Here is a 19,471-nt window from a genome sequence, read left to right as displayed (position 1 = left end):
CCGATTCTCCGCCACATAATCAAACCACTTGCCCACAGGCAACACCGCTACTCCAGGCAAATTGAAAATTGTAGCCTCCCAACCAGCCGGTAACATCAATAACCTCGCCAATAAAATACAAGCCTTTGGCTTGTTTGGCTTCAAAGGTTTTAGACGACAATTCGTCAGTGTTAACACCGCCTAAGGTAACTTCGGCCGTTCTGTAACCCTCTGTGCCGTTAGGTTTTATTTGCCAGTGATGCAGGTAGTTGCTGAGTGTTTCAATTTCATTGTGGTTTAATTGGTTTATGGCTTTGTCACTGACAATAGGGGCACTAATGTCGTCGTTCATTAATACGTCAACAAAGCGTTTAGGCAAAATGGTGCTGAGTAAGTTTTTAACCGATTTTTGTGCTTGCTGCTCTCGCCATGTGTTAATGGTGTTTGTTAAGTTTTCTTCGGGTAGTAAATCAATCGTTACGGCCTGGCCTGCGCGCCAATAAGAAGATATTTGTAAAATGGCCGGGCCTGACAAGCCACGGTGGGTAAAGAGGATGTTTTCTTTAAAACTGGTGCCGTCTTCACTGCTAACGTTACAATGAATACTGATACCAGACAAACCGTCAAAGCGTTTTTTGTCATGGTCATGCAGGGTGAAGGGCACTAATGCAGCGGTTGTGGGCAATACGTTTAAGCCAAACTGTTCGGCAATTTTATAACCAATAGGTGATGCGCCCAATTTGGGCATAGTTAAGCCGCCAGAGGCAAGCACTAAAGACTGGCATTGGTAGGTTTTGCCAGACGTGTGTACGAGGTAGGTTTGATCATCATTCTGCGTAACGGAAAGTACTTCGGTGCGTAGATTTACGCTAACGCCTGCCCATTCACATTCGGTTAGTAACACGTTTACAATGTCTTGCGCGCTGTCGTCACAAAAAAGTTGGCCTAAGGTTTTATGATGATAATTAACCCCGTGGCGGTCGACTAATTCAATAAAGTCATCAGCGGTATAGCGGCTTAAGGCTGACTTTACAAAATGCGGATTTTGACAAATATAATTACTTGGCGTGGTATTTTGATTAGTAAAATTACAACGGCCACCACCACTAATTAAAATTTTTCGGCCAGCTTTTTTACCCATGTCTACCACAGTTACGCTGCGGCCACGGTAGCCAGCAGTGGCAGCACACATTAAGCCTGCTGCGCCAGCGCCAATAATTAATACGTCGGTGTTGGTTACTTCTTTCATTAGTGTGTTGTTACAATTTCAATGAATAAGGTGGATGATAACATTATCCCCGTAGCCCAGCTAAGTGTTAAGCCCGTTTATTTCAATAATTTTGCTTGGCTAGAGCCAGCTACACGTTTAAGTTTGGTGGCAATACGTGTACTATGCACCAATAGTTATTTAATAATCTAATGGAGTAAATTTATGTTGAAATCAGAAATGGTTGCTAAACTTAATGACCAAATTAATTTGGAGTTTTTTTCCTCAAATTTATACTTACAAATGAGTGCTTGGTGTGAAGACCAAGGGTTTGAAGGGGCAGCAGAGTTTTTGCGTAAACATGCCGATGAAGAAATGGATCACATGAAGCGTTTGTTCACTTATGTAAGTGAAACAGGTGCTATGCCAATTATTGGTACCATTGAAGCTCCTAGCACTAACTATGGCTCTTTAGGTGATGTTTTCCGTGAAACGTTTGATCATGAACAAATAGTGACAGAAGCGATTAACGGCTTGGCTCACACAGCATTTACCATGCAAGATTACTCTACGTTTAATTTTCTTCAGTGGTATGTCTCTGAGCAACATGAAGAAATGAAGCTTTTTAAGAGTATTTTAGATAAAATTGAATTAGTGGGTGAAGACGGCAAAGCGTTATTCTTCATTGACAAAGACTTAGCAGAGCTTGCAAAAACAGGCTCGCCGACCATTATGGATGCTGAGTAACAAGGTTAGGTATATTTAGCCTAACAACATTAGTGTGCTTTTACAGAGAATAAATTAATGCGTTTAGTTATAGGGATAAGCGGTTCAAGTGGTGTTATTTACGGCATTCGCTTATTAGAAATGCTTAAAGCGGTTGAAGGCGTAGAAACGCACTTAATTATGAGTTCGTACGCTCGGCTTAATATCAGCATTGAAACTGAACATTCGCTGCAATCTGTAGAAGCGCTAGCTGATGTAGTACACAGTAATAAAAACCAAGCCGCGAGTATCTCTAGCGGCTCCTTTAAAGCTGACGGTATGATCGTTGCGCCATGCTCAATGAAAACACTGTCAGCGATTGTGCATTCGTATGCCGACAGCTTAATAGTACGCGCTGCTGATGTTACCTTAAAAGAGCGCCGTAAATTAGTGTTGATGCCAAGAGAAGTGCCGCTACATACCGGGCATTGTAAGTTGCTGTATGAAGCCTCGCAATTAGGCGCTATTATCGCGCCCCCTATGCCAGCGTTTTACAATAAACCACAAACAATAGATGACATTATTAATCATAGCGTAGCAAGAGTACTTGATTTGTTTGACATTGATATTGGCACAACAAAACGTTGGGCAGGGCAAAAGTCTTAACTGATTTTGCATTGTTTTGATAAACAATCAAGTTGTTGCGCAACCTTGTTTATATCATCACTATTTGTTGCTGATTGATTCACCCCTGCTAATACTGCCTTTTTAGAATTAATTTATAGGCTTGATATCATCGTTTTAAATTTGAAAAATTAAACTCTATTATCTTTTGTCATCGCAGCACAAAAAAATATGCACCATAAAGCCTATTAATAGAACAGTGAAAGGCAATTTACTTACTTCAACTCTGGCAAGCAGCATTACTTGACCACTTCAAACCTTATTGTGAGTCCCGAAGTAAATATATAAAACCAAGCATTACATTTAATAAAGTAATTACTCTATCTGCTTGAACTTATAGTTTTAAAATTACCATCAATTCTATTTTTTTAATTAGTAAAAACACTTGACTTATTTTTGTGGGCTAACTAATTTGTTATTGGTGCATTTTTAACCTCATCGTAGTTGATGAGCAAGTGCTCTTCACCATCCTCAAAAGATCTTTGAGGTGGTTAACCATTACTACTAACAGCAAAAGGTAACTACACCGTATGAAAGTAACAATAAAAACAAAAATGAAATATTTAACCGCCTGTATATTTTTAACAGTTGGCGGGCAGTCCCAATTGGCAACTGCTGGAGATATGACAGACTTTTTAGATGCATTACGTGGTTTTGAGTCAGGCTTGCCTGATGCCACTGATGAAATTGTTAATAGTTATAAAACGGGTTACAACGATAATACGGCCCGTACATACAGCTACTTAAAAAAAGATGCTCAAGGTAATGATATTCCTGGACGCATAGATTTAGCTTGTGATGGAAGTGTGGTAGGCGAAACCCACTCAGTTAAAAGGTATTTCCAAAAGTTAGATGTTGATCGCTTTTACGATAATAATGCTTCTCTTGCCGATCGTAAGCGAATGATCAGAAAAATGCAGTATAGCTCGCTAAATGCTTGGGGTTTTGTTGGTTATCAAAACGGTGAAGCGACGTTGATCACCTCTGGATATTATATTCCTCAAACAGTAGGTGGCTTGAGTAAATATTACTCCGCTCGGCCAGCAAGTGAGTGGGCAGCTACTGGTACCGGTCGACAAAGTGAAGCTACATGTAACGGTGTTAAAGAAACGATTCAATTTAGATGGGAAGGTGGCACCGTTGATTTATTAACACCGCAGGTTAATGAATGGTTAGGTACCTTTAGTGGTAAGAGCGATATTTATCAGTTTGATGATATGCGTATACCAGCAAAACAAGAGCAGATCATTCGCTCGTTAATGCGCTCTAACTATATTAAGTTTCGTGAATTGATGCAGGAGCGCGGTAAAGATTGGTCAGATATATTAGGCACAAGTTATGATTATATTCATATTGAAAATGGCCAACAAGTCACTAAAACCACTACTATTACTATGTCAGGTATTATCGCCGCAACACATTTACGCGGCGCTTTAGGTGTTATTAATGCTATTTTTGAGGGGACAGATACTGGTGATGAAACGGGCACAACGGCTGGCTTTTATATGGATATGTTCCAAGGACATGATACTTTATTTGACACGCCGAGTAATGACACTATTTCTGGAACACAACACCCTGAAATGCTGTTTGCAGGTTGGGGCAATGATACGGTTGTAACAGGTGAGGGCAAAGATCAAATAGTTATCCAGAAAAACGCTTCAGGTAATACGCAGACCGTTATCAGCGACTTTACGCTTGGAACAGATCGCATATCTCTTGGTGTAGAGTGGACTGGCTCCCCTTTAGCCCAAATGACTATTACTAGTACGAGTGATCAAACAGGTTCAGTATTAACACTTCCGGGTAACCAATCGATTGTATTACAAGGCGTACCTAGTAGTAGCCTACCGACAAATATGGATGACTATATTGTCCATGCAAAAAGCTACGTGCAGGGTTGGGGTGGTACGAGAGAAACCATTACGGGTTTCCGTCCAATGCTCGACAAAATTGTTCCTGAAAGACATGTCGCCGTTTCTGACTTGAGCGCTTTTGAAAACGCAGCCGGTAACCTAGAGATAGGCACAGATACTTGGAATACTAAAGAGCTTGTTGGTCTGAAATTAGCCGACCTAACTACCGAGATGTTTTCTGAAATGACTGGTGATATCTCTCAGCTCGGTGGTATCACAATTCCAGCCAGACCGGTGATTACTGCTAATGGTGATACTGCTGCAAATGGCGGAGATACTATCAATGTGAGCGGTAGTGTTACCGGTACAAGCAACTATCAATGGACTCAAGTTGAGCCACTTTCTCCTTTGGCTACGATTAGCAACACAACATCTTTAAGTACTTCTATTACTTTGCCAACGGTTGCCTCAACAACTGAGTTCTATTTTCAGTTAAAAGGTGTAAACGGGTTAGCCAGCAATGCAGTTTCTCATGGAGTGTTGGTAAGCGCAGGAACAAATACAGGTAATAATGCACCAACAGCAGTTGTGTCGTCTTCGGCAGCGACAGTGGTTGAAGGTCAAAATGTTAATTTAATAGGTGCTAGCTCTACTGATCCTGATGCGAATACAACACTAACCTATCAATGGAGTGCCTCGCCAGCTAATGCCGGTAGTTTTAATTCTCCAACGATAGATAATCCTATTTTTACGGCCGCTAATGTTACTGCTGATACCAGTGTAAATATTACGCTAGTGGTTAATGATGGAGAATTGAGTGATAGTGCTTCAACCTGGGTAACAGTTACTGATGCTACAGTAGGAAATAATGCGCCAACGTCAGTGATTTCAGCGTCTGCGGCAAATGTTGTTGAAGGTAACTCTATTAGTTTCAGCGGTGCAAGCTCGACGGATCCTGATGCTAATACTACATTAACGTATCAATGGAGTGTTTCGCCAGCTAGTGCCGGTAGTTTTAGTTCATCAACGGTGGCTAACCCAACATTTACCGCAGCGAGTGTTTCGGCTGATACGGTTGCGAGTATTAGTTTAACGGTAAGTGACGGAGAATTGAGTGATACAGCGGCTACGTCGGTGACGGTAACTGATTCTGCGCCAACAAATAACTCACCAACAGCGGTTATTTCTGCATCTGCTGCTAGTGTATTAGAAGGTGGAAATATCACGTTAACAGGCTCTAACTCGAGTGATCCTGATACGAATGATACTTTGACTTATCAGTGGAGTGTGTCACCAGCTAATGTCGGTAGTTTCAGCTCATCAACTACAGCTAACCCTGTATTTACTGCTGCTAGCGTTTCCGCTGATACTCTTGCTAGCATTAGCTTAACGGTAAGTGATGGTGCACTGAGTAATGTTGCCTCTACCTCAGTAACTATTACTGATGACAACGCAGGGTCAACTATAACGCCATGGGTTGCAGGTCAAACAGCAGTGAACAATGGTGATGTTGTTTCTTATAACGGTTCATGTTTTGAAGCTCAACATAACCCGGGGGTTTGGGAAACACCAACCTCTACGTCTACTTGGTTCTGGACTGAAGTTTCATGTAACTAATATTCACTTTAGTACATTTAGTACAGTAACAACAAAAAACAGCGGCCTAACAAGTCGCTGTTTTTTATGCACGTCATTTATCGGTAAGGAAATAGAGTACACATTTACTCAACTTAGCGTTTGAATAAGCGGACTAGGCGGTTATGAGTCGGTGGTATTTTAACTGCCACTCTCTAAATTACTTGTCGGTAATCTATATTACTAGGGTCTAATCCCCGATAAGGAGACCTCGGGTATGACCATTGCTACATAATCAGGTGTTGCCAAGTGCACCAATTCCCATCTCAGTAATTTAATCACTAGCTAGCAAAGGTAGACCTCGACCCGAGACAGGGCGTCGAGGGCTGCCGTTGTTCAGGGAAGATAAATGGGCAGGTATCGAGGTTTAGGCTAGCTGGTGATTGAATGTTCTGCTGAGCGGGACGCTCTGTGGATTGAAAAGGGGAGCGGAGTGGTCGTTCCCCTTTTTGTGCAGTCGCCACCGCGACGCCAAGCAGAGAACCAATATCCAAGCACTTCAGTTGATCCCCGTATGATTAAAATACGAGAACGCTAAAAGGTTAACTAAATAGAAGAAGGGCAGTAAACATAAAAAAGCCAGATTTAAACAAATCTGGCTCGGCCTAAAGTGGTAGTCCATTACCACATGTAAATCGTTTAATTTCACTGTTGCCAGTAAGGTAAACGATAACTAATCATATAACAGGAACGTGTCAAACCTGTCATATGAGAAGAGGGTATACGATGAACATCTTTGTTTGATTAAAACTTAACGCTGGCACCAAGGTAGTAGCGAGTACCAAATTCATCAATACTGTGAATTACATTGCCAAAGTCAGGTTGGCGTAACACCAATGCTTCATTGGTTAAGTTTACGGCTTCAAGAGAGATATCAAGATTATCCATAGCATGCCAAATGATAGAAGCATCTAGCTGGCTGTAAGCATCATTTACGCTTCCGCTACCGCTGTTATTGTATTGACGCATAAACTCATCACGATAGTTATACGCTAAGCGTGCACTAAAGTTATCGTCTTCATAGTAAGCTGAAAGGTTAAATGAGTTTTTTGATACTTCATTTAGTGGAACTGTTTTACCCGCTGAGTTTGTCACTTCACTATCGGTATAGGTGTAATTACCTTGTACACCAAAACCATTGTCAAAGGCATGTTGCACTTGTAACTCTAGACCTGTTACGGCACCTGTGCCGACATTACGAGAACGAGTAACTAAACAAGCCTCTGAGCATCCGTCATAAGGTTCTACTGCAGAGGTTGTTTCAATATAGTCACTGATATTTTTAATAAAGAAGGTTGCGCCAACAATTGAAGCATCATTAAAGTACCACTCTAAGCCAATGTCGTATTGGTCAGCTTTGTATGGTTCTAGGTTAGGGCTACCGACAGTGGCTGTTCCAAAGCTCACGGAAATGGTTTCCGCCATTTGCATCGCATCATAGTCAGGGCGCGAGATAGTAGAGCCTGCAGCAAAGCGGAAAATAAGGTCGTCAGAAATATCTGCGGCGATATTTACACTGGGTAAAAAGTTATTGTAGTCTTTCTTCCCTTCTGAAGGCACGCCATCAATACTGCCTTTTGATAACACATCAGTATCAACATAACGTAAACCTACGTTACCGCGAAAACCATCACCTTCAAAGCTACCCTTAACATAGAATGCGGTAATGTCTTCTTCAATTGAGAACTGACTTAACGTTGTGGTGGTATCAGCTTGATTCTGCTGGGCATAATCCCATATTCCTGCGCTGCTAGCTACTGGAAATGCCGACAAACTGCCAGTGCGTCCTTCTTTACTATGTAGACCGGTAGCAAAGCCACCATTGTAATCAGCCAGTGTTAAACCGTCAGCGATTGCTTTATTTACGTCGACATCACGATAATCACCACGTGAGGCAAAGGTTTGGCTTTGATATTTTAAGCCGAAATCAAGCGTGGTAAGTATGCCTTTATCAAGCTGATAAGAAATGTCAGATTGAATATAATCAATATCGTTATCACGCACATAGTTTATATAGGTAAACTCTTGAAAAATATCAAAATTATCATGGCTTTTTAGATAGTCTGAATTGGTTGGAATAATTTCAAGTGCGCCTGCTACATCATAGGTATAACCGCCATTAGCGGCATTGTCCGTGTCACCCCACCACGTACTGCTCTGTAATGTGCGTCCTTCAGCACTAGAACTGCCTGCCACGATACCAATTGACCAATTATTCACGATATATTCTAGCGTAAAGTTGAGCGCATCGGTTTGCATTTCAGGCTTACGTAAAACCGTATTATTAAATAAGGGTGGTAATCCTGCGCCACTAGCACCGTTCGTTGTTCCGCGCGTAAGTACGCCAGCGTTGTTTGTTGTAATAGAGTTACCATCGAGTGTACCAAAGCCAACTATACCGAACATTGCTGTGTTATTATGGTCATTATTTAACTCAAATAAATTGTAATTCAAGCTCATTAATAGATTATCAGACGGGGCGTATTGCATGGTTAATTGCGTACTTGTACGTTCTCTGTCTTCATCAAATACAATCGATGACATTGCACCATAAGAGTTGTGAGATGCACCATTATCAGCAGTGAGGCTAGTGCTAGGCGTACCAAAACTAGATAAGGTTTCACGGTATACTTTAGACTCTTCATTTGAGTAAGCTACTAATAAACCGAATGTTTCATCGTCAGTTTTCCAGCTACCTAATGCTGAATAAGCCGGACTCCAGTCTTCAGCGTTTTTGTGGTATGCGCCCTCAACAGAAGCAAAAATGGTACCTGAGTCTAGATCTAGTGGTTTACGAGTTTGTAGATTAACCGTACCGCCGATAGCACCTTCGTTAACATCTGCTTCTACTGACTTGTATAAATCCATGCCAGAAATTTGCTCGGATGCTAACATTTCAAAATTGAAGCTACGGTTTATGCCACCTAAATCAAACCAGCCAACACTCGCAACATTTTGCCCATTAAGAAGCACCATACTATGCTCAGGTGCAGTACCTCGAATCGTAACACCGTTTACCTCACCGTATGTTCTAACAACTGTAACACCTGGAATTCGTTGCATCGCATCACCGATGTTTTTATCAGGGAATTTTCCAATATCTTCGGCAGAAATTGAATCTAATACAGAATCACTAAATCGTTTGGTATTTAACGCTTTAGTTAAACTGCCTCTTATTCCTTTGACTTCAATGATTTCTATGTTGCTGGTATCTGTTAGGTTGTTCTCTTTAGTTTCAGCTGCAGAGACATTATTCATGGCGCCGGTTAATGCAATTGTGCTAAATGAAATGAAGCGCATCGCGGTGTTGTTTTTAATTATATCAGCGAACTTTAATGACATACCTTTATCCTCTTACTTGTTGTAGTTTTTATTTTTGTGGTGAAATTTTTTTAAGTTAATTTAAAATATTATGTAAATTGTTTTTACTAATTTAATAATCAATCATTTTGACTAAATGTCAACCAATTATTTAGAACAATTTACTTTAAAATTTTTATTTCTTTGCAAGAATTCGTTTTGCAAGCTCTTTAGCACTAACTGAACGACTTGAGTAAGCACAAATATAGGTACTTATTTCATTTTTTTGGTTTAATTCTTGAAACTCATAATCTGAACGAAGCGCTAAAACCATTAGATTTTTTGCAAATAAGCGCTGAGCTTGTTCGATACGCTGTAGCTGCTCTTGCAAAGGAAAAGACTCTCCTGGTAGGGGGTAATCTTCAGTCAATATGACAAGTGGGCATTTTATATCAAGTGTTTTATTGCCTTGTAACACTTGAGAAAACTCTTCATAGGGCAGGTAAATCATGTTTGCTTTTGACAGCTGTAATTGTTGATGAAAGACTTGGCTTGCCGGAACCGCATCATTAGGACCAATACCACGACTATTGACTAGATTTTCATAACTGGTAGGGTTCACAGCACAGGTAAAGTAGAAATCAGTTTGCCCTAATGGCCAAAGCCCCTTATCATTTTTAAGTATTTTAATCGCCTGCTGAGCAGATTTTTTAGCCGTATTTTTACTCGCATTCGTTGACGCATTACTTGTGAAAGTCTTATCGCTAACTTTTTGATATTTAAAACACAAAACATGTTTTAATGTTTCGTCAATTTGAGCCAAGCTAAGCTCACCACGTTGTACTGCAGCAACGACACCGGTAATAGTCTCTTGTTGTATTTGCTTGTAAGGTGTTGTTTCGTTTTCATAATGCTCTTCACTGAGCATAATCAAATGAGCGCCTGCTTTGAGTGCAAGAATAGCCGCTTCACTGGGAGAGTAGTTTTTTCTCATCGCCCACATATTCATACTATCGGTAATAATGAGCCCTTTAAATCCAAGCTGCTCTTTTAATACGTTAGTTAATATTTTTTTAGAAAGGGTTGCTGGGTACTGGGCATCAATTGCTGGGTAGTTAATATGCGCGGTCATAATGATGCCAACATCATTATTGATAGCCGCAATAAAAGGAGGTAGATCCTCACTTAGTAATTGATCTATATTTTTAGCCACTTCAGGTAAAGCACGATGACTGTCTGTTGCGGTATCACCATGACCGGGAAAATGTTTAGCACAGGCTATATTTCCGGTGCGATTAATACCTTGCACCGCAGCAGCGACATGTTGGGCGACATGTTTAGGTGTTTCACCAAAAGCGCGTTGGCCTATGATTGGATTGTTTGGGTTGCTATTAACGTCAGCACAAGGCGATAGTAACGTGTTGTAACCTATCGCTTGCATTTGCTCTGCAAACACTTGATACATATTGGCGGTTAGCTTGACATCGTTTGCTACCCCTAGCGCTAAATTACCAGGGCCTAAATCAGTTTCTTTGGTTAAGATCCCCCAAGCACCTTCTTGGTCTGCCGCTAATAATAAAGGCGCGTCACAAGCACGTAAGGCCGCTTGGTTCTGTAATTGCCCTGACAAGATGCTCGCTTCTTTTAACGTGTGTGCATTGTCATCAGTTAAATAGAAGCCACCAACGTGCATGTTTTTTACTAAATCGAGCGCATACTCATTATCTTGTCCGGCGAAAGCCAATACAAAAAGTTGACCTACTTTTTCTTCCACAGTTAACGTTGGGATAAGTTGTTCAATTTTTTTCAGGTAACTCATTTCACATTCCTTAGGCCCTTAGGCATAGTGAAGCCCTATCGCGAGTATCATATGATTAATCAGGCTCGCAATGTAATTTTTAGATGAAAACTATGGTAACTAAGCAGCTATTTCTTTAGCGCCAGTGATAAGACCAACTAAATCTTCTTTAGTTACGTCAGGCACTGCAACGTCGGCAACAGAGCGACCTTGATATAAAACAACGGCGCGATCACAAGTTTCGACGACATGCTGCATGTTATGGCTGATCAATAGTACGGCAACACCTTGTGAGCTAATCACCTTGATCAACTCATTTACTTGCGCGCTTTGTTCAACACCAAGTGCGGCAGTGGGTTCATCCATAATAACAATATCAGCGCCCCAATTTACCGCTCTTGCAATGGCTATTGCTTGTCGTTGACCGCCCGACAAGTTATGAATTTGCTCATTATAAGAGGGGATTCGGGTATTTAAGCGATTTAAAGATTTCCTTGCTCTCTTAGTCATTGCTTTAGTATCAAGCCAGCCTAACCAGCGCAGAACCGGGTTTTTATGCTTAATCTCTCTATTGAGAAATAAGTTTTGCACAATATCAAACTCTGGAATCATTGCTAAATCTTGAAATACTGTTTCTATACCGGCAGCACGGGCATCTTCAGGTGAACTAATATAAACAGATTTACCGTTAACTTTAATATCACCGCCGTCAGGTGCGTGTACACCTGAAATACACTTAACTAAGGTCGACTTACCAGCGCCATTGTCGCCTAATAAACCCACAACCTCGCCTTTATTTATGGTAAAAGTCACGTCTTGTAGTGCATGTACGCCGCCAAAACTTTTCTTAATTGAGCTAAGCTCTAAAGCAACTTGATCTAATGCTGATCTAACCATTATTCCGTACCTCTTTAACACCAATAGCCACCGCAACTACTAAAATAATACCGCGCGTAATCATTTGCTCATTCGTTGAAAAACCTGAGAGAATTAAGCCATTGTTAATTATGCCCATTAACCAGGTGCCTAAAATGGCACCAACAATGCAAGCTCTGCCACCAAATAAACTCGTGCCACCAATGGCTACTGCTGCAATAACCGTTAATAAATCAGCTTCGCCTAAGGTGTAGCGAGCGCCATGTAAACGTCCTGCATAAAGTAAGCCTGCTAATGCGGCTGCTGTTGATGAGGCAATTAACGCATAAACGCGTATTTTTGTGATTTTTATCCCCATCGCTCTTGCTGCTGCAGGGTTGCCGCCAACGGCTAAAAGATGTCTTCCTGCAGCAAGTTTTTTCAAAATAATATAAGCACAGCCACCAATCACTATGGTCCACAGTAGTAATATCGGCATACCTAATACTTTGCCTGAGCCAAATAAATAGGTGAACTCTGGATTAATAATAGGAACTGACTCTAAATTGGTTAATTGCCTCGCAATACCGGTGATTATCCCCATGGTACCTAAGGTAATAAGTAGCGAAGATACTTGCAGCCGCTCAATAAGTAAGCCATTAATTAAACCGACGGTAACCCCCACTAAAAGCGCACCTAAAACCGCGAGTGGAATGCCTGTGTGCTGTAATAATAATGCACCAACTAATGCACTTAATGCGACAACAGAGCCAATAGATAAATCGATATGGCCTACCGCTAAAGCAAAGGTTAAGCCTACTGCCATAATAGTTAACGGCGCGGTTTGTTTAACAATATTCATAAAGTTGGATAAGGTTAAAAAAGCCGTGTCGTGTAAGATGACCGCGAAAAAGAATAAAACAAAGAAGAAAATATAATAAATAAACGCTTCTCGTTGTAAAGCAAATTGCTTCATTTGGTTTAGTGATAACATCTTAGCACTCATAAGGGGATCCTTTACTGTTGTAATGCTTGCGTTAATAACTTCGGTAAAGGCTTTTTAAATGCTTCTAGCCATGCCGTTGTAATGTTTTTTCTAGTGACCTTATCAAAAGGTACTATGGTGACTTGGGCTGCTGGTTCTCCAAGTGTTGCCAACGCACCTAACTTAGCCATAGTTGCGCCAATGTCATAAGGTCTATCGGCGACTGTGCCGTATAAGTTTCTGTTGGTTGCCATATCTAATAAGTTATTTACCCCTAAATCATGGGTGATTACTTTAATATCAGGTCTATCTAATGATCTTAATGCTTCTATTACCCCTTCAGCTGCACTGTCCCATGAAACATAAATAGCTTCAATTTCTGGGTTCTTTAGTACCATTGCTGCGGCAATATTACTCGTATCACTTTCTTTAACAAACCCTTTCTCGATAACAATATCTATATTGGGAGCTGAACTTAAGGCCTCTCTAAATGCGCTATCTCGGTTGTTAGTAATGAAGTACTTGGCATCATGATAAATCATGCCTAATTTACCAGAATCTGATTGACTTAATGCATCAATGGCTAACTCTGCTGCGGCTCTCCCCATACCAAACATGTCATCGGTAACGATGCCGACATAATCTTTATGGTGAACAAAACCTTCAATAGGGTTACTTAATAAGACTAATTTAGCGCCATTACTAATCGCATTACGGTAACTATTCTTAGTACTGGTACTATCAACAGAAAGTGACAAAATGATATCAGGTTTGAGTGCACTAACATTTTCTAAGTCGGCTACTTGTTTAGCGGGATCAAACTGTGCGTCGGTCACCGCAGCAACATTTATACCAAGCTCTGAAAAAGTTTCTGTAGCCCCTTGGTTAACGGCACTAACCCAAGAGCTAGAACCATGCCAAACTAATGCTGCTGTTAGCTTTTTAGTTTTTAATTGCGCGACTTGTTGTGCAGATAAAGTAATATTTTCTGATTTATCTGCATTTGTAATACTGTTAAAGTCAATGGCTAATAATGGAGATGTGAAAAACATGCTCAAAAGCGCCAAGGCAAGCACAATGCTTTTGTTTATTAAGTTGTAATTATTACAACCATGAAAATTACTTGGTAGTGTCATAAAGAAGTCTGATTTGATTGTCTAATAAACACTATATTAAAGATAAAAAACATTAAGTCAAATGTTTTGACTTAATGTTTTTAGGGAGAAATAGATCAAAATTTTTAACAAACGGTACTTTATAATTTAAAGTACGTACAATAGTCATGATTACAATTAATTTCACATAGGTGTATGCTCACTTGAAAGGCTCAAATTCAAAAAAAAATAAAGTCTTAAACTTGCGTTTAGTGCTTTCAGAAATAGTAACTCAAAGGCCAATTTCCAGAGTGGAAATTTCTCGGCGTACACACTTAACCAAGCAAACGATTACTAATATGGTGGAAGAATTGATCCATAATGGCTTAGTGGTCGAAATGGGTATAAAAAAAGAAGGTGCTGTTGGCAAGCCTTCAAAAATGCTAGATCTCAATCGAGAAGGTTGTTATAGCTTTTCGATTCGTATGTTCTCACACAAGGTAGAGCTGGGAATTTTTTCGTTAACAGGTGTTGCTATTGCAACAATGCAAGCAGAGTACAGACAAGGCAATGAGTTAACCGTGGTCAGTGAATCCTTTAATATTCTATTGGCTAAAGCAAAATTAACCCCTTCTCAACTGCTTGGTGTGGGTATTACGTTTGTTAGTGAAAAAGAGCATAACCTAGCAACCTATCAAAAAAGCATGGACTTTAAACATGCGTTAACAGATACATTATCGCTACCAATAGCGACAGAAAATACTGCTTCAGCTTGCGCCGTCTATCAAATGCTATATGGTGAAGCTAAGCACTTACACAGTTTTATTTGTGTACATATTTCAGATGTTGTTGAAGCAGCGGTTGTTTATGCTCGAAGTATATTACTCGGCGCTAACGGTTTAACCGGGGCTATTGGTGAAATGTTTGTTACGCCTGAAACCGATGAAACAACCGTTGAGCTAGGGCGCTTGAATGATTTCGCCTCACTGAATTCTTTACAAACACACTTTGGTAAGAGGTTTGATAATCATAAAGACTTGATGGAGTTTTGTTATCACAATCCAAAGAAGTTTGAGCAGTGGTTAGAAAAATCTGCTGAGCCGATGCGCATAGCGATACACTCATTAGAAACTCTGCTTAACTGTCAAACAATTATTATTGGCGGGGATGTAGACTCATGGTTCTTAGATAAATTTATTACCCAACTTCGACCTTATATTCCCTCTATCGCTCAATATGGAGACCGTAGTGTTGTCCGTATAATTAAAGTGCCACAAGTTGAAGAATTAACTTTAAAGGCAACCGCCACTTTGCCCTTACACGCAGCTTTATCAATGGGGAATATGCAAACATTATCATTACCACCTGTTAGCCACTTACAACCAGTGCAAAAATTTATTTATTGGGAGGAGTAAATACTTTCATCATGAGTTTACTTGAATAACTTATCTGACTTTTATAGTCTTATTGAAAAACGGCTTCATTTAAATTTTTAGAGTGTATGGAATAATGGAATAATGTATCAATGCCGGCTTTAGGCTCCAAGCAGTCATTCATAAACACCTTCATGCAAGAGTCTTATCTTTTAGCAAGGCGTCCAATGGCATTAGACTCGCTCGATCTGTCAATGTATTGTTGCAGCAACTAATTACTTTAAATCAAGATCCTATTCTTTTTTATTCCTTAGGTATTGCCTGCTTTACATAAACATCAAATCTGTTTTTCTTCATTTTTATTGAGGTACTTGGTTTTTTGTGAGCCAGCGGTGGTGCATAGCTTGGGCGTTTAACAACAACGCGATACTTGGCGAGTGCTAAGGCGGGCTCAAGTAAGGCATCGGCATCTAAATCTTCACCCACTAATGACTGAAACACGCGCATTTCTTTTTTAACTGCGGCTGACTTTGCACGGTGTGGGTACATAGGGTCAAGGTAAACCACGTCTACTTGCTCGGCCAATGGCATGTTTTCAATAGACGAGGCATGTACTAGCTTCATTCTGTTGGCTATTTCACCCACATCACTATTAAGCTTTGCTCGCGCTAGCCCGTCATCAAGTAAAGCGGCCACAATAGGCATACGCTCCATTAAGGTGACTTGGCAACCTAAGCTTGCTAGTACAAAGGCATCGCGTCCTAGCCCCGCGGTAGCGTCTAAAACATGCGGTGTGAAGCCGTGCTTTAGCCCAATCGCTTTGGCGATATCTTGGCCTCTACCACCACCAAATTTTCTGCGGTGCGCCATGGCACCTTCAACAAAATCCACGTTAATGCCGCCGAGTTTAGGCTCGTCTAGTTTTAATAGCTCTAATGCGTGTTGGTTCAGTTGCAATAAAAACTGTAATTGGGGTTGCTTACTTGCCGCAGCGGCATCGCCGATATAAGCTAAATGCCACTTTTTGGCGATAAGTTTGCAGCGATCACTGTCGATGGTATCACAGTAGGCAACGGCGATATGTGCATAGGGTGAGGCAGCGCTAGATAAATCATCCATTAGACTTGCTCAACCTGAACATGCATATAGTTATCGCCATTGGCAAAGGCGATTAAACGACTAAGTTGCGTGAGGCTGTAACCAGACGCTTGCTGAAGTTGGTTAAAATACGTTTGAATAGCGGTTAAACTTTTCTTACTTTGTAAGCCGCCATCAATGATTTTTTGCGCTCTCAGATACGCTTCAACGTCTGAGCTTAAAATAAAAGTGTCTTTGCCTAATAAGCGCAGTGCATAAGGGCCAGTATTACCGCCCAAACGTTGTCCGTGCTTTTTCAAAAACGCCCATAAGCCAATAATGTCATTACTCGGCCAGTCGGCGATGAATTGTGCAAAACTGGTTTTATGCGTTGTTTGGTGTTCGAAAATCATTTGCGCGTTGGCTTGAATGGTTTTAACTTTGTTGTAATTACGAATGATTTTAGGATCAGCGGCTTTCTTCTCAAGCATTTCTTCCGGCATCATCAGTACTTTTTCAATATTAAAATTGAAAAAGCTTTCTTCAAAGTCTGGCCATTTATTTTCCACCACACGCCAAACAAAGCCCGATTTGAAGATTTGCTTGGTAAAAGCAGATAAAACTCTGTCGTCACTGAGCTTCGCCACGCTTTGTGTCGCGGCGTCATCGCTTAATAACTTTTTACCAACAATTTTTTGCCCAAGCAGTAACTCTAATGCCGGCACGCCACCTTTTCTGTCGGCGGCGCGTTGGTATAACTGGCTAAATTTTTCTGTGGTGTTGGTGCTCATGCGTTATGCTTCAATACCGCTATGGCGTAATAACGCCGATATTTCAGGGGCTCTACCTCTAAATGCTTCAAATAATTCACTTGGCTCTTTGCTGCCACCCATTTCAAGAATATTAGTTAAGAAGGCATTGCCAGTGTCGGTATTAAAAATCCCTTGCTCTTCAAATAACCCAAAAGCGTCAGCAGATAATACTTCAGCCCATTTGTAGCTGTAATAACCAGCGGCATAACCACCCGCAAATATATGGCTAAAACCATGTTGAAAACGGTTAAAGTCAGGCGTTTTCACAACGGAATACTTTTCACGCACTTGGTTCAAAGTTTGTTGAATATAGTCACTATTGTTTGCCGCATCAGGCTGGTAATTAGCGTGCATGGTAAAGTCGAAAATACTAAACTCTAATTGACGTAGCATTTGCATTGCAGACTGAAAGTTTTTCGCCGCTAACATTTTATCTAGCATGGCTTGTGGTAATGGCTCACCTGTTTCAAAGTGTCCCGAAATAAACGCTAATGCTTGTGGCTGCCAGCACCAGTTTTCTAAAAATTGGCTTGGTAGTTCAACCGCATCCCAAGGTACGCCATCAATGCCAGATACAGCGCTAACATTAATTTGTGTTAGCATGTGGTGTAAACCATGGCCAAACTCATGAAACAGCGTCACTACTTCATCGTGGGTGAAAAGTGCAGGCGTATCGCCAACAGGGCCGTTAAAGTTACAGGTAAGGTAAGCAACCGGGTATTGAATAGTGCCATCGGCTAATTGCGTGCGCCCAACACAGTCGTCCATCCAAGCGCCACCTCGCTTTTTCTCGCGGGCGTATAGGTCTAAATAAAAACTGCCGCGTAATTCGCCTGTGCGGTCAAACACATCATAAAAGTTAACATCATTATGCCAGGTGTCTACATTGGCGCGCTCTTGAATTGTTAAACCAAATAATTTATTCACTACTATAAATAGGCCGCTAACCACTTTATCTTTAGGGAAGTAAGGGCGGAGTTCTTCGTCAGAAATTGCGTAGCGGTTCTGTTTTAGTTTTTCGCTGTAATAAGCGAGATCCCATGCTGCAAGATTAGTTTGCGCATACTCACTTTTGGCAAACTCTTTTAATTCTTTAATATCCTGCTCGCCTTGGTGTTGAGATTTTACCGCTAAGTCTTGTAAAAAGCCCATGACTTCGTCAGTACTGTTAGCCATTTTTGTTGCTAGTGATTTTTCACCGTAATTAGCAAAACCAAGTAAGTTTGCTAATTCATGACGCAAGGCTAAGGTTTCATTCATGATGGCGCTGTTATCGAACTCATTGGCATTAGGCCCTTGATCAGACGCGCGGGTGACAAAGGCACTGTACATTTTTTCACGTAAGTCACGGTTGTCACAATAGGTCATTACAGGTAAGTAGCTAGGGAAGTCTAACGAAAACGTATAACCCGTTTCGTCTTTACTTGCCGCTAAGGCTTTGGCAGCAGCTAAAGCGCTTGCAGGTAAGCCAGTCAATTCTTTTTCGTCGGTAATGTTAACGGTAAAAGCGTGGGTTGCATCTAAAACATTGTTACTAAAGCTAGAGCTTAAATCGGATAAACGGCTAACAATTTCACCGTAGCGTTTTTTATCATTATCGCTTAAGGCAATGCCGGATAACTCAAAATCACGCAGGGCATTAGTAATCGCCTTTTGCTGTGCCGTGTTTAATTGCTTAAATTGCTCACTGCCTTTTAAGCTTTGATATGCTTGAAATAACCCTTGGTGTTGACCAACAAAGGTACCGTATTCTGACAATAAAGGTAGGCAAGACTCATAGGCATCACGTAGTTCGTCACTGCTCACGACAGAATTCATGTGAGAAACTGGCGACCATAGTTTTGATAACACATCGTCAACTTCATCAATGGGAAGCACGAGGTTTTCCCATGTGAACACTTTGTTTGCTGCAAGTACTTTTTCAATAGTTGCCTTACAGTCAGCTATTGCTTGCGCTACCGCAGGCTTAATATGCTCAGGTTTTATTTTTGAGAAAGCAGGTAAAGCAAGATTTTTCACAGTTTGTGGTAATAAAGGATTAGTCATAATAAGCATAAATAAAGGAACAATACTAAACTATGTGATGACAAATATGAAATATTCAAGAGGCG

General features: G+C 40.8%; 13 protein-coding genes. 4 read left to right on the top strand and 9 right to left on the bottom strand.

Going from position 1 to position 19,471, the window contains the following annotated elements; genetic code table 11:
* Positions 1-19 precede the first annotated feature (19 nt).
* On the bottom strand, positions 20-1,228 hold the full coding sequence (locus tag AC0UA9_RS07715) for a BaiN/RdsA family NAD(P)/FAD-dependent oxidoreductase (protein WP_475659111.1): 1,209 nt from the start codon (positions 1,226-1,228) through the stop codon (positions 20-22).
* A gap of 183 nt (positions 1,229-1,411) precedes the next feature.
* Between AC0UA9_RS07715 and ftnA the strand changes: the two genes are divergently transcribed.
* From ftnA to AC0UA9_RS07700, 3 genes are all read left to right on the top strand, one after another.
* A complete protein-coding gene (gene ftnA / locus AC0UA9_RS07710; RefSeq protein ID WP_475659110.1) occupies positions 1,412-1,933 on the top strand; it encodes a non-heme ferritin in 522 nt (173 codons plus the stop codon).
* A gap of 57 nt (positions 1,934-1,990) precedes the next feature.
* Positions 1,991-2,557, top strand: a complete 567-nt coding sequence (locus AC0UA9_RS07705; RefSeq protein ID WP_475659109.1) for a UbiX family flavin prenyltransferase — start codon at positions 1,991-1,993, stop codon at positions 2,555-2,557.
* A gap of 548 nt (positions 2,558-3,105) precedes the next feature.
* Entirely contained in the window at positions 3,106-6,048 is a 2,943-nt protein-coding gene (locus AC0UA9_RS07700) for a hypothetical protein (protein ID WP_475659108.1), read from the top strand.
* Between the two features lie 762 nt (positions 6,049-6,810).
* Here the strand turns inward: AC0UA9_RS07700 and AC0UA9_RS07695 are convergent.
* From AC0UA9_RS07695 to AC0UA9_RS07675, 5 genes are all read right to left on the bottom strand, one after another.
* A complete protein-coding gene (locus AC0UA9_RS07695) occupies positions 6,811-9,408 on the bottom strand; it encodes a TonB-dependent receptor (protein WP_475659107.1) in 2,598 nt (865 codons plus the stop codon).
* 154 nt (positions 9,409-9,562) lie between these two features.
* Positions 9,563-11,185, bottom strand: coding sequence for a glycoside hydrolase family 3 protein (locus AC0UA9_RS07690; protein WP_475659106.1), 1,623 nt, complete (start codon positions 11,183-11,185; stop codon positions 9,563-9,565).
* A 99-nt stretch (positions 11,186-11,284) separates the two neighbouring features.
* Positions 11,285-12,061, bottom strand: a complete 777-nt coding sequence (locus AC0UA9_RS07685) for an ATP-binding cassette domain-containing protein (protein WP_475659105.1) — start codon at positions 12,059-12,061, stop codon at positions 11,285-11,287.
* Positions 12,054-13,025 (bottom strand): ABC transporter permease, encoded by a 972-nt coding sequence (locus AC0UA9_RS07680; RefSeq protein WP_475659104.1) that lies wholly within the window; start codon positions 13,023-13,025, stop codon positions 12,054-12,056. Before AC0UA9_RS07680 ends, AC0UA9_RS07685 begins: the two co-directional genes overlap by 8 nt.
* An 11-nt stretch (positions 13,026-13,036) precedes the next feature.
* Positions 13,037-14,056 (bottom strand): substrate-binding domain-containing protein, encoded by a 1,020-nt coding sequence (locus AC0UA9_RS07675; protein WP_475659103.1) that lies wholly within the window; start codon positions 14,054-14,056, stop codon positions 13,037-13,039.
* Between the two features lie 266 nt (positions 14,057-14,322).
* On the opposite strand from AC0UA9_RS07675, the gene AC0UA9_RS07670 reads away from it, so the two are divergent.
* Complete coding sequence (locus tag AC0UA9_RS07670; RefSeq protein WP_475659102.1) at positions 14,323-15,513, top strand: ROK family protein; 1,191 nt, start codon at positions 14,323-14,325, stop codon at positions 15,511-15,513.
* A 261-nt stretch (positions 15,514-15,774) separates the two neighbouring features.
* Here the strand turns inward: AC0UA9_RS07670 and AC0UA9_RS07665 are convergent, their stop codons facing one another.
* Genes AC0UA9_RS07665 through prlC form a run of 3 tightly spaced genes read right to left on the bottom strand, consistent with a single transcriptional unit; the run spans position 15,775 to position 19,406 of the window.
* On the bottom strand, positions 15,775-16,590 hold the full coding sequence (locus AC0UA9_RS07665; RefSeq protein ID WP_475659101.1) for a class I SAM-dependent methyltransferase: 816 nt from the start codon (positions 16,588-16,590) through the stop codon (positions 15,775-15,777).
* Complete coding sequence (locus tag AC0UA9_RS07660; protein ID WP_475659100.1) at positions 16,590-17,339, bottom strand: DNA-3-methyladenine glycosylase I; 750 nt, start codon at positions 17,337-17,339, stop codon at positions 16,590-16,592. Before AC0UA9_RS07660 ends, AC0UA9_RS07665 begins: the two co-directional genes overlap by 1 nt.
* A gap of 3 nt (positions 17,340-17,342) precedes the next feature.
* A complete protein-coding gene (gene prlC, locus AC0UA9_RS07655; protein WP_475659099.1) occupies positions 17,343-19,406 on the bottom strand; it encodes an oligopeptidase A in 2,064 nt (687 codons plus the stop codon).
* Between the last annotated feature and the right edge of the window lie 65 nt (positions 19,407-19,471).

Source organism: Colwellia sp. F1 (assembly GCF_056238625.1).
This window is presented reverse-complemented; position numbering and strand designations above follow the sequence as displayed.

Coding starts and splice junctions, on each gene's coding strand:
- AC0UA9_RS07660 (WP_475659100.1), bottom strand. CDS start 17,339: ATGAGCACCAACACCACAGAAAAATTTAGCCAGTTATACCAACGCGCC.
- ftnA (WP_475659110.1), top strand. CDS start 1,412: ATGTTGAAATCAGAAATGGTTGCTAAACTTAATGACCAAATTAATTTG.
- AC0UA9_RS07685 (WP_475659105.1), bottom strand. CDS start 12,061: ATGGTTAGATCAGCATTAGATCAAGTTGCTTTAGAGCTTAGCTCAATT.
- AC0UA9_RS07705 (WP_475659109.1), top strand. CDS start 1,991: ATGCGTTTAGTTATAGGGATAAGCGGTTCAAGTGGTGTTATTTACGGC.
- AC0UA9_RS07695 (WP_475659107.1), bottom strand. CDS start 9,408: ATGTCATTAAAGTTCGCTGATATAATTAAAAACAACACCGCGATGCGC.
- AC0UA9_RS07675 (WP_475659103.1), bottom strand. CDS start 14,056: ATGTTTTTCACATCTCCATTATTAGCCATTGACTTTAACAGTATTACA.
- AC0UA9_RS07665 (WP_475659101.1), bottom strand. CDS start 16,590: ATGGATGATTTATCTAGCGCTGCCTCACCCTATGCACATATCGCCGTT.
- AC0UA9_RS07690 (WP_475659106.1), bottom strand. CDS start 11,185: ATGAGTTACCTGAAAAAAATTGAACAACTTATCCCAACGTTAACTGTG.
- AC0UA9_RS07680 (WP_475659104.1), bottom strand. CDS start 13,025: ATGAGTGCTAAGATGTTATCACTAAACCAAATGAAGCAATTTGCTTTA.
- AC0UA9_RS07700 (WP_475659108.1), top strand. CDS start 3,106: ATGAAAGTAACAATAAAAACAAAAATGAAATATTTAACCGCCTGTATA.
- prlC (WP_475659099.1), bottom strand. CDS start 19,406: ATGACTAATCCTTTATTACCACAAACTGTGAAAAATCTTGCTTTACCT.
- AC0UA9_RS07715 (WP_475659111.1), bottom strand. CDS start 1,228: ATGAAAGAAGTAACCAACACCGACGTATTAATTATTGGCGCTGGCGCA.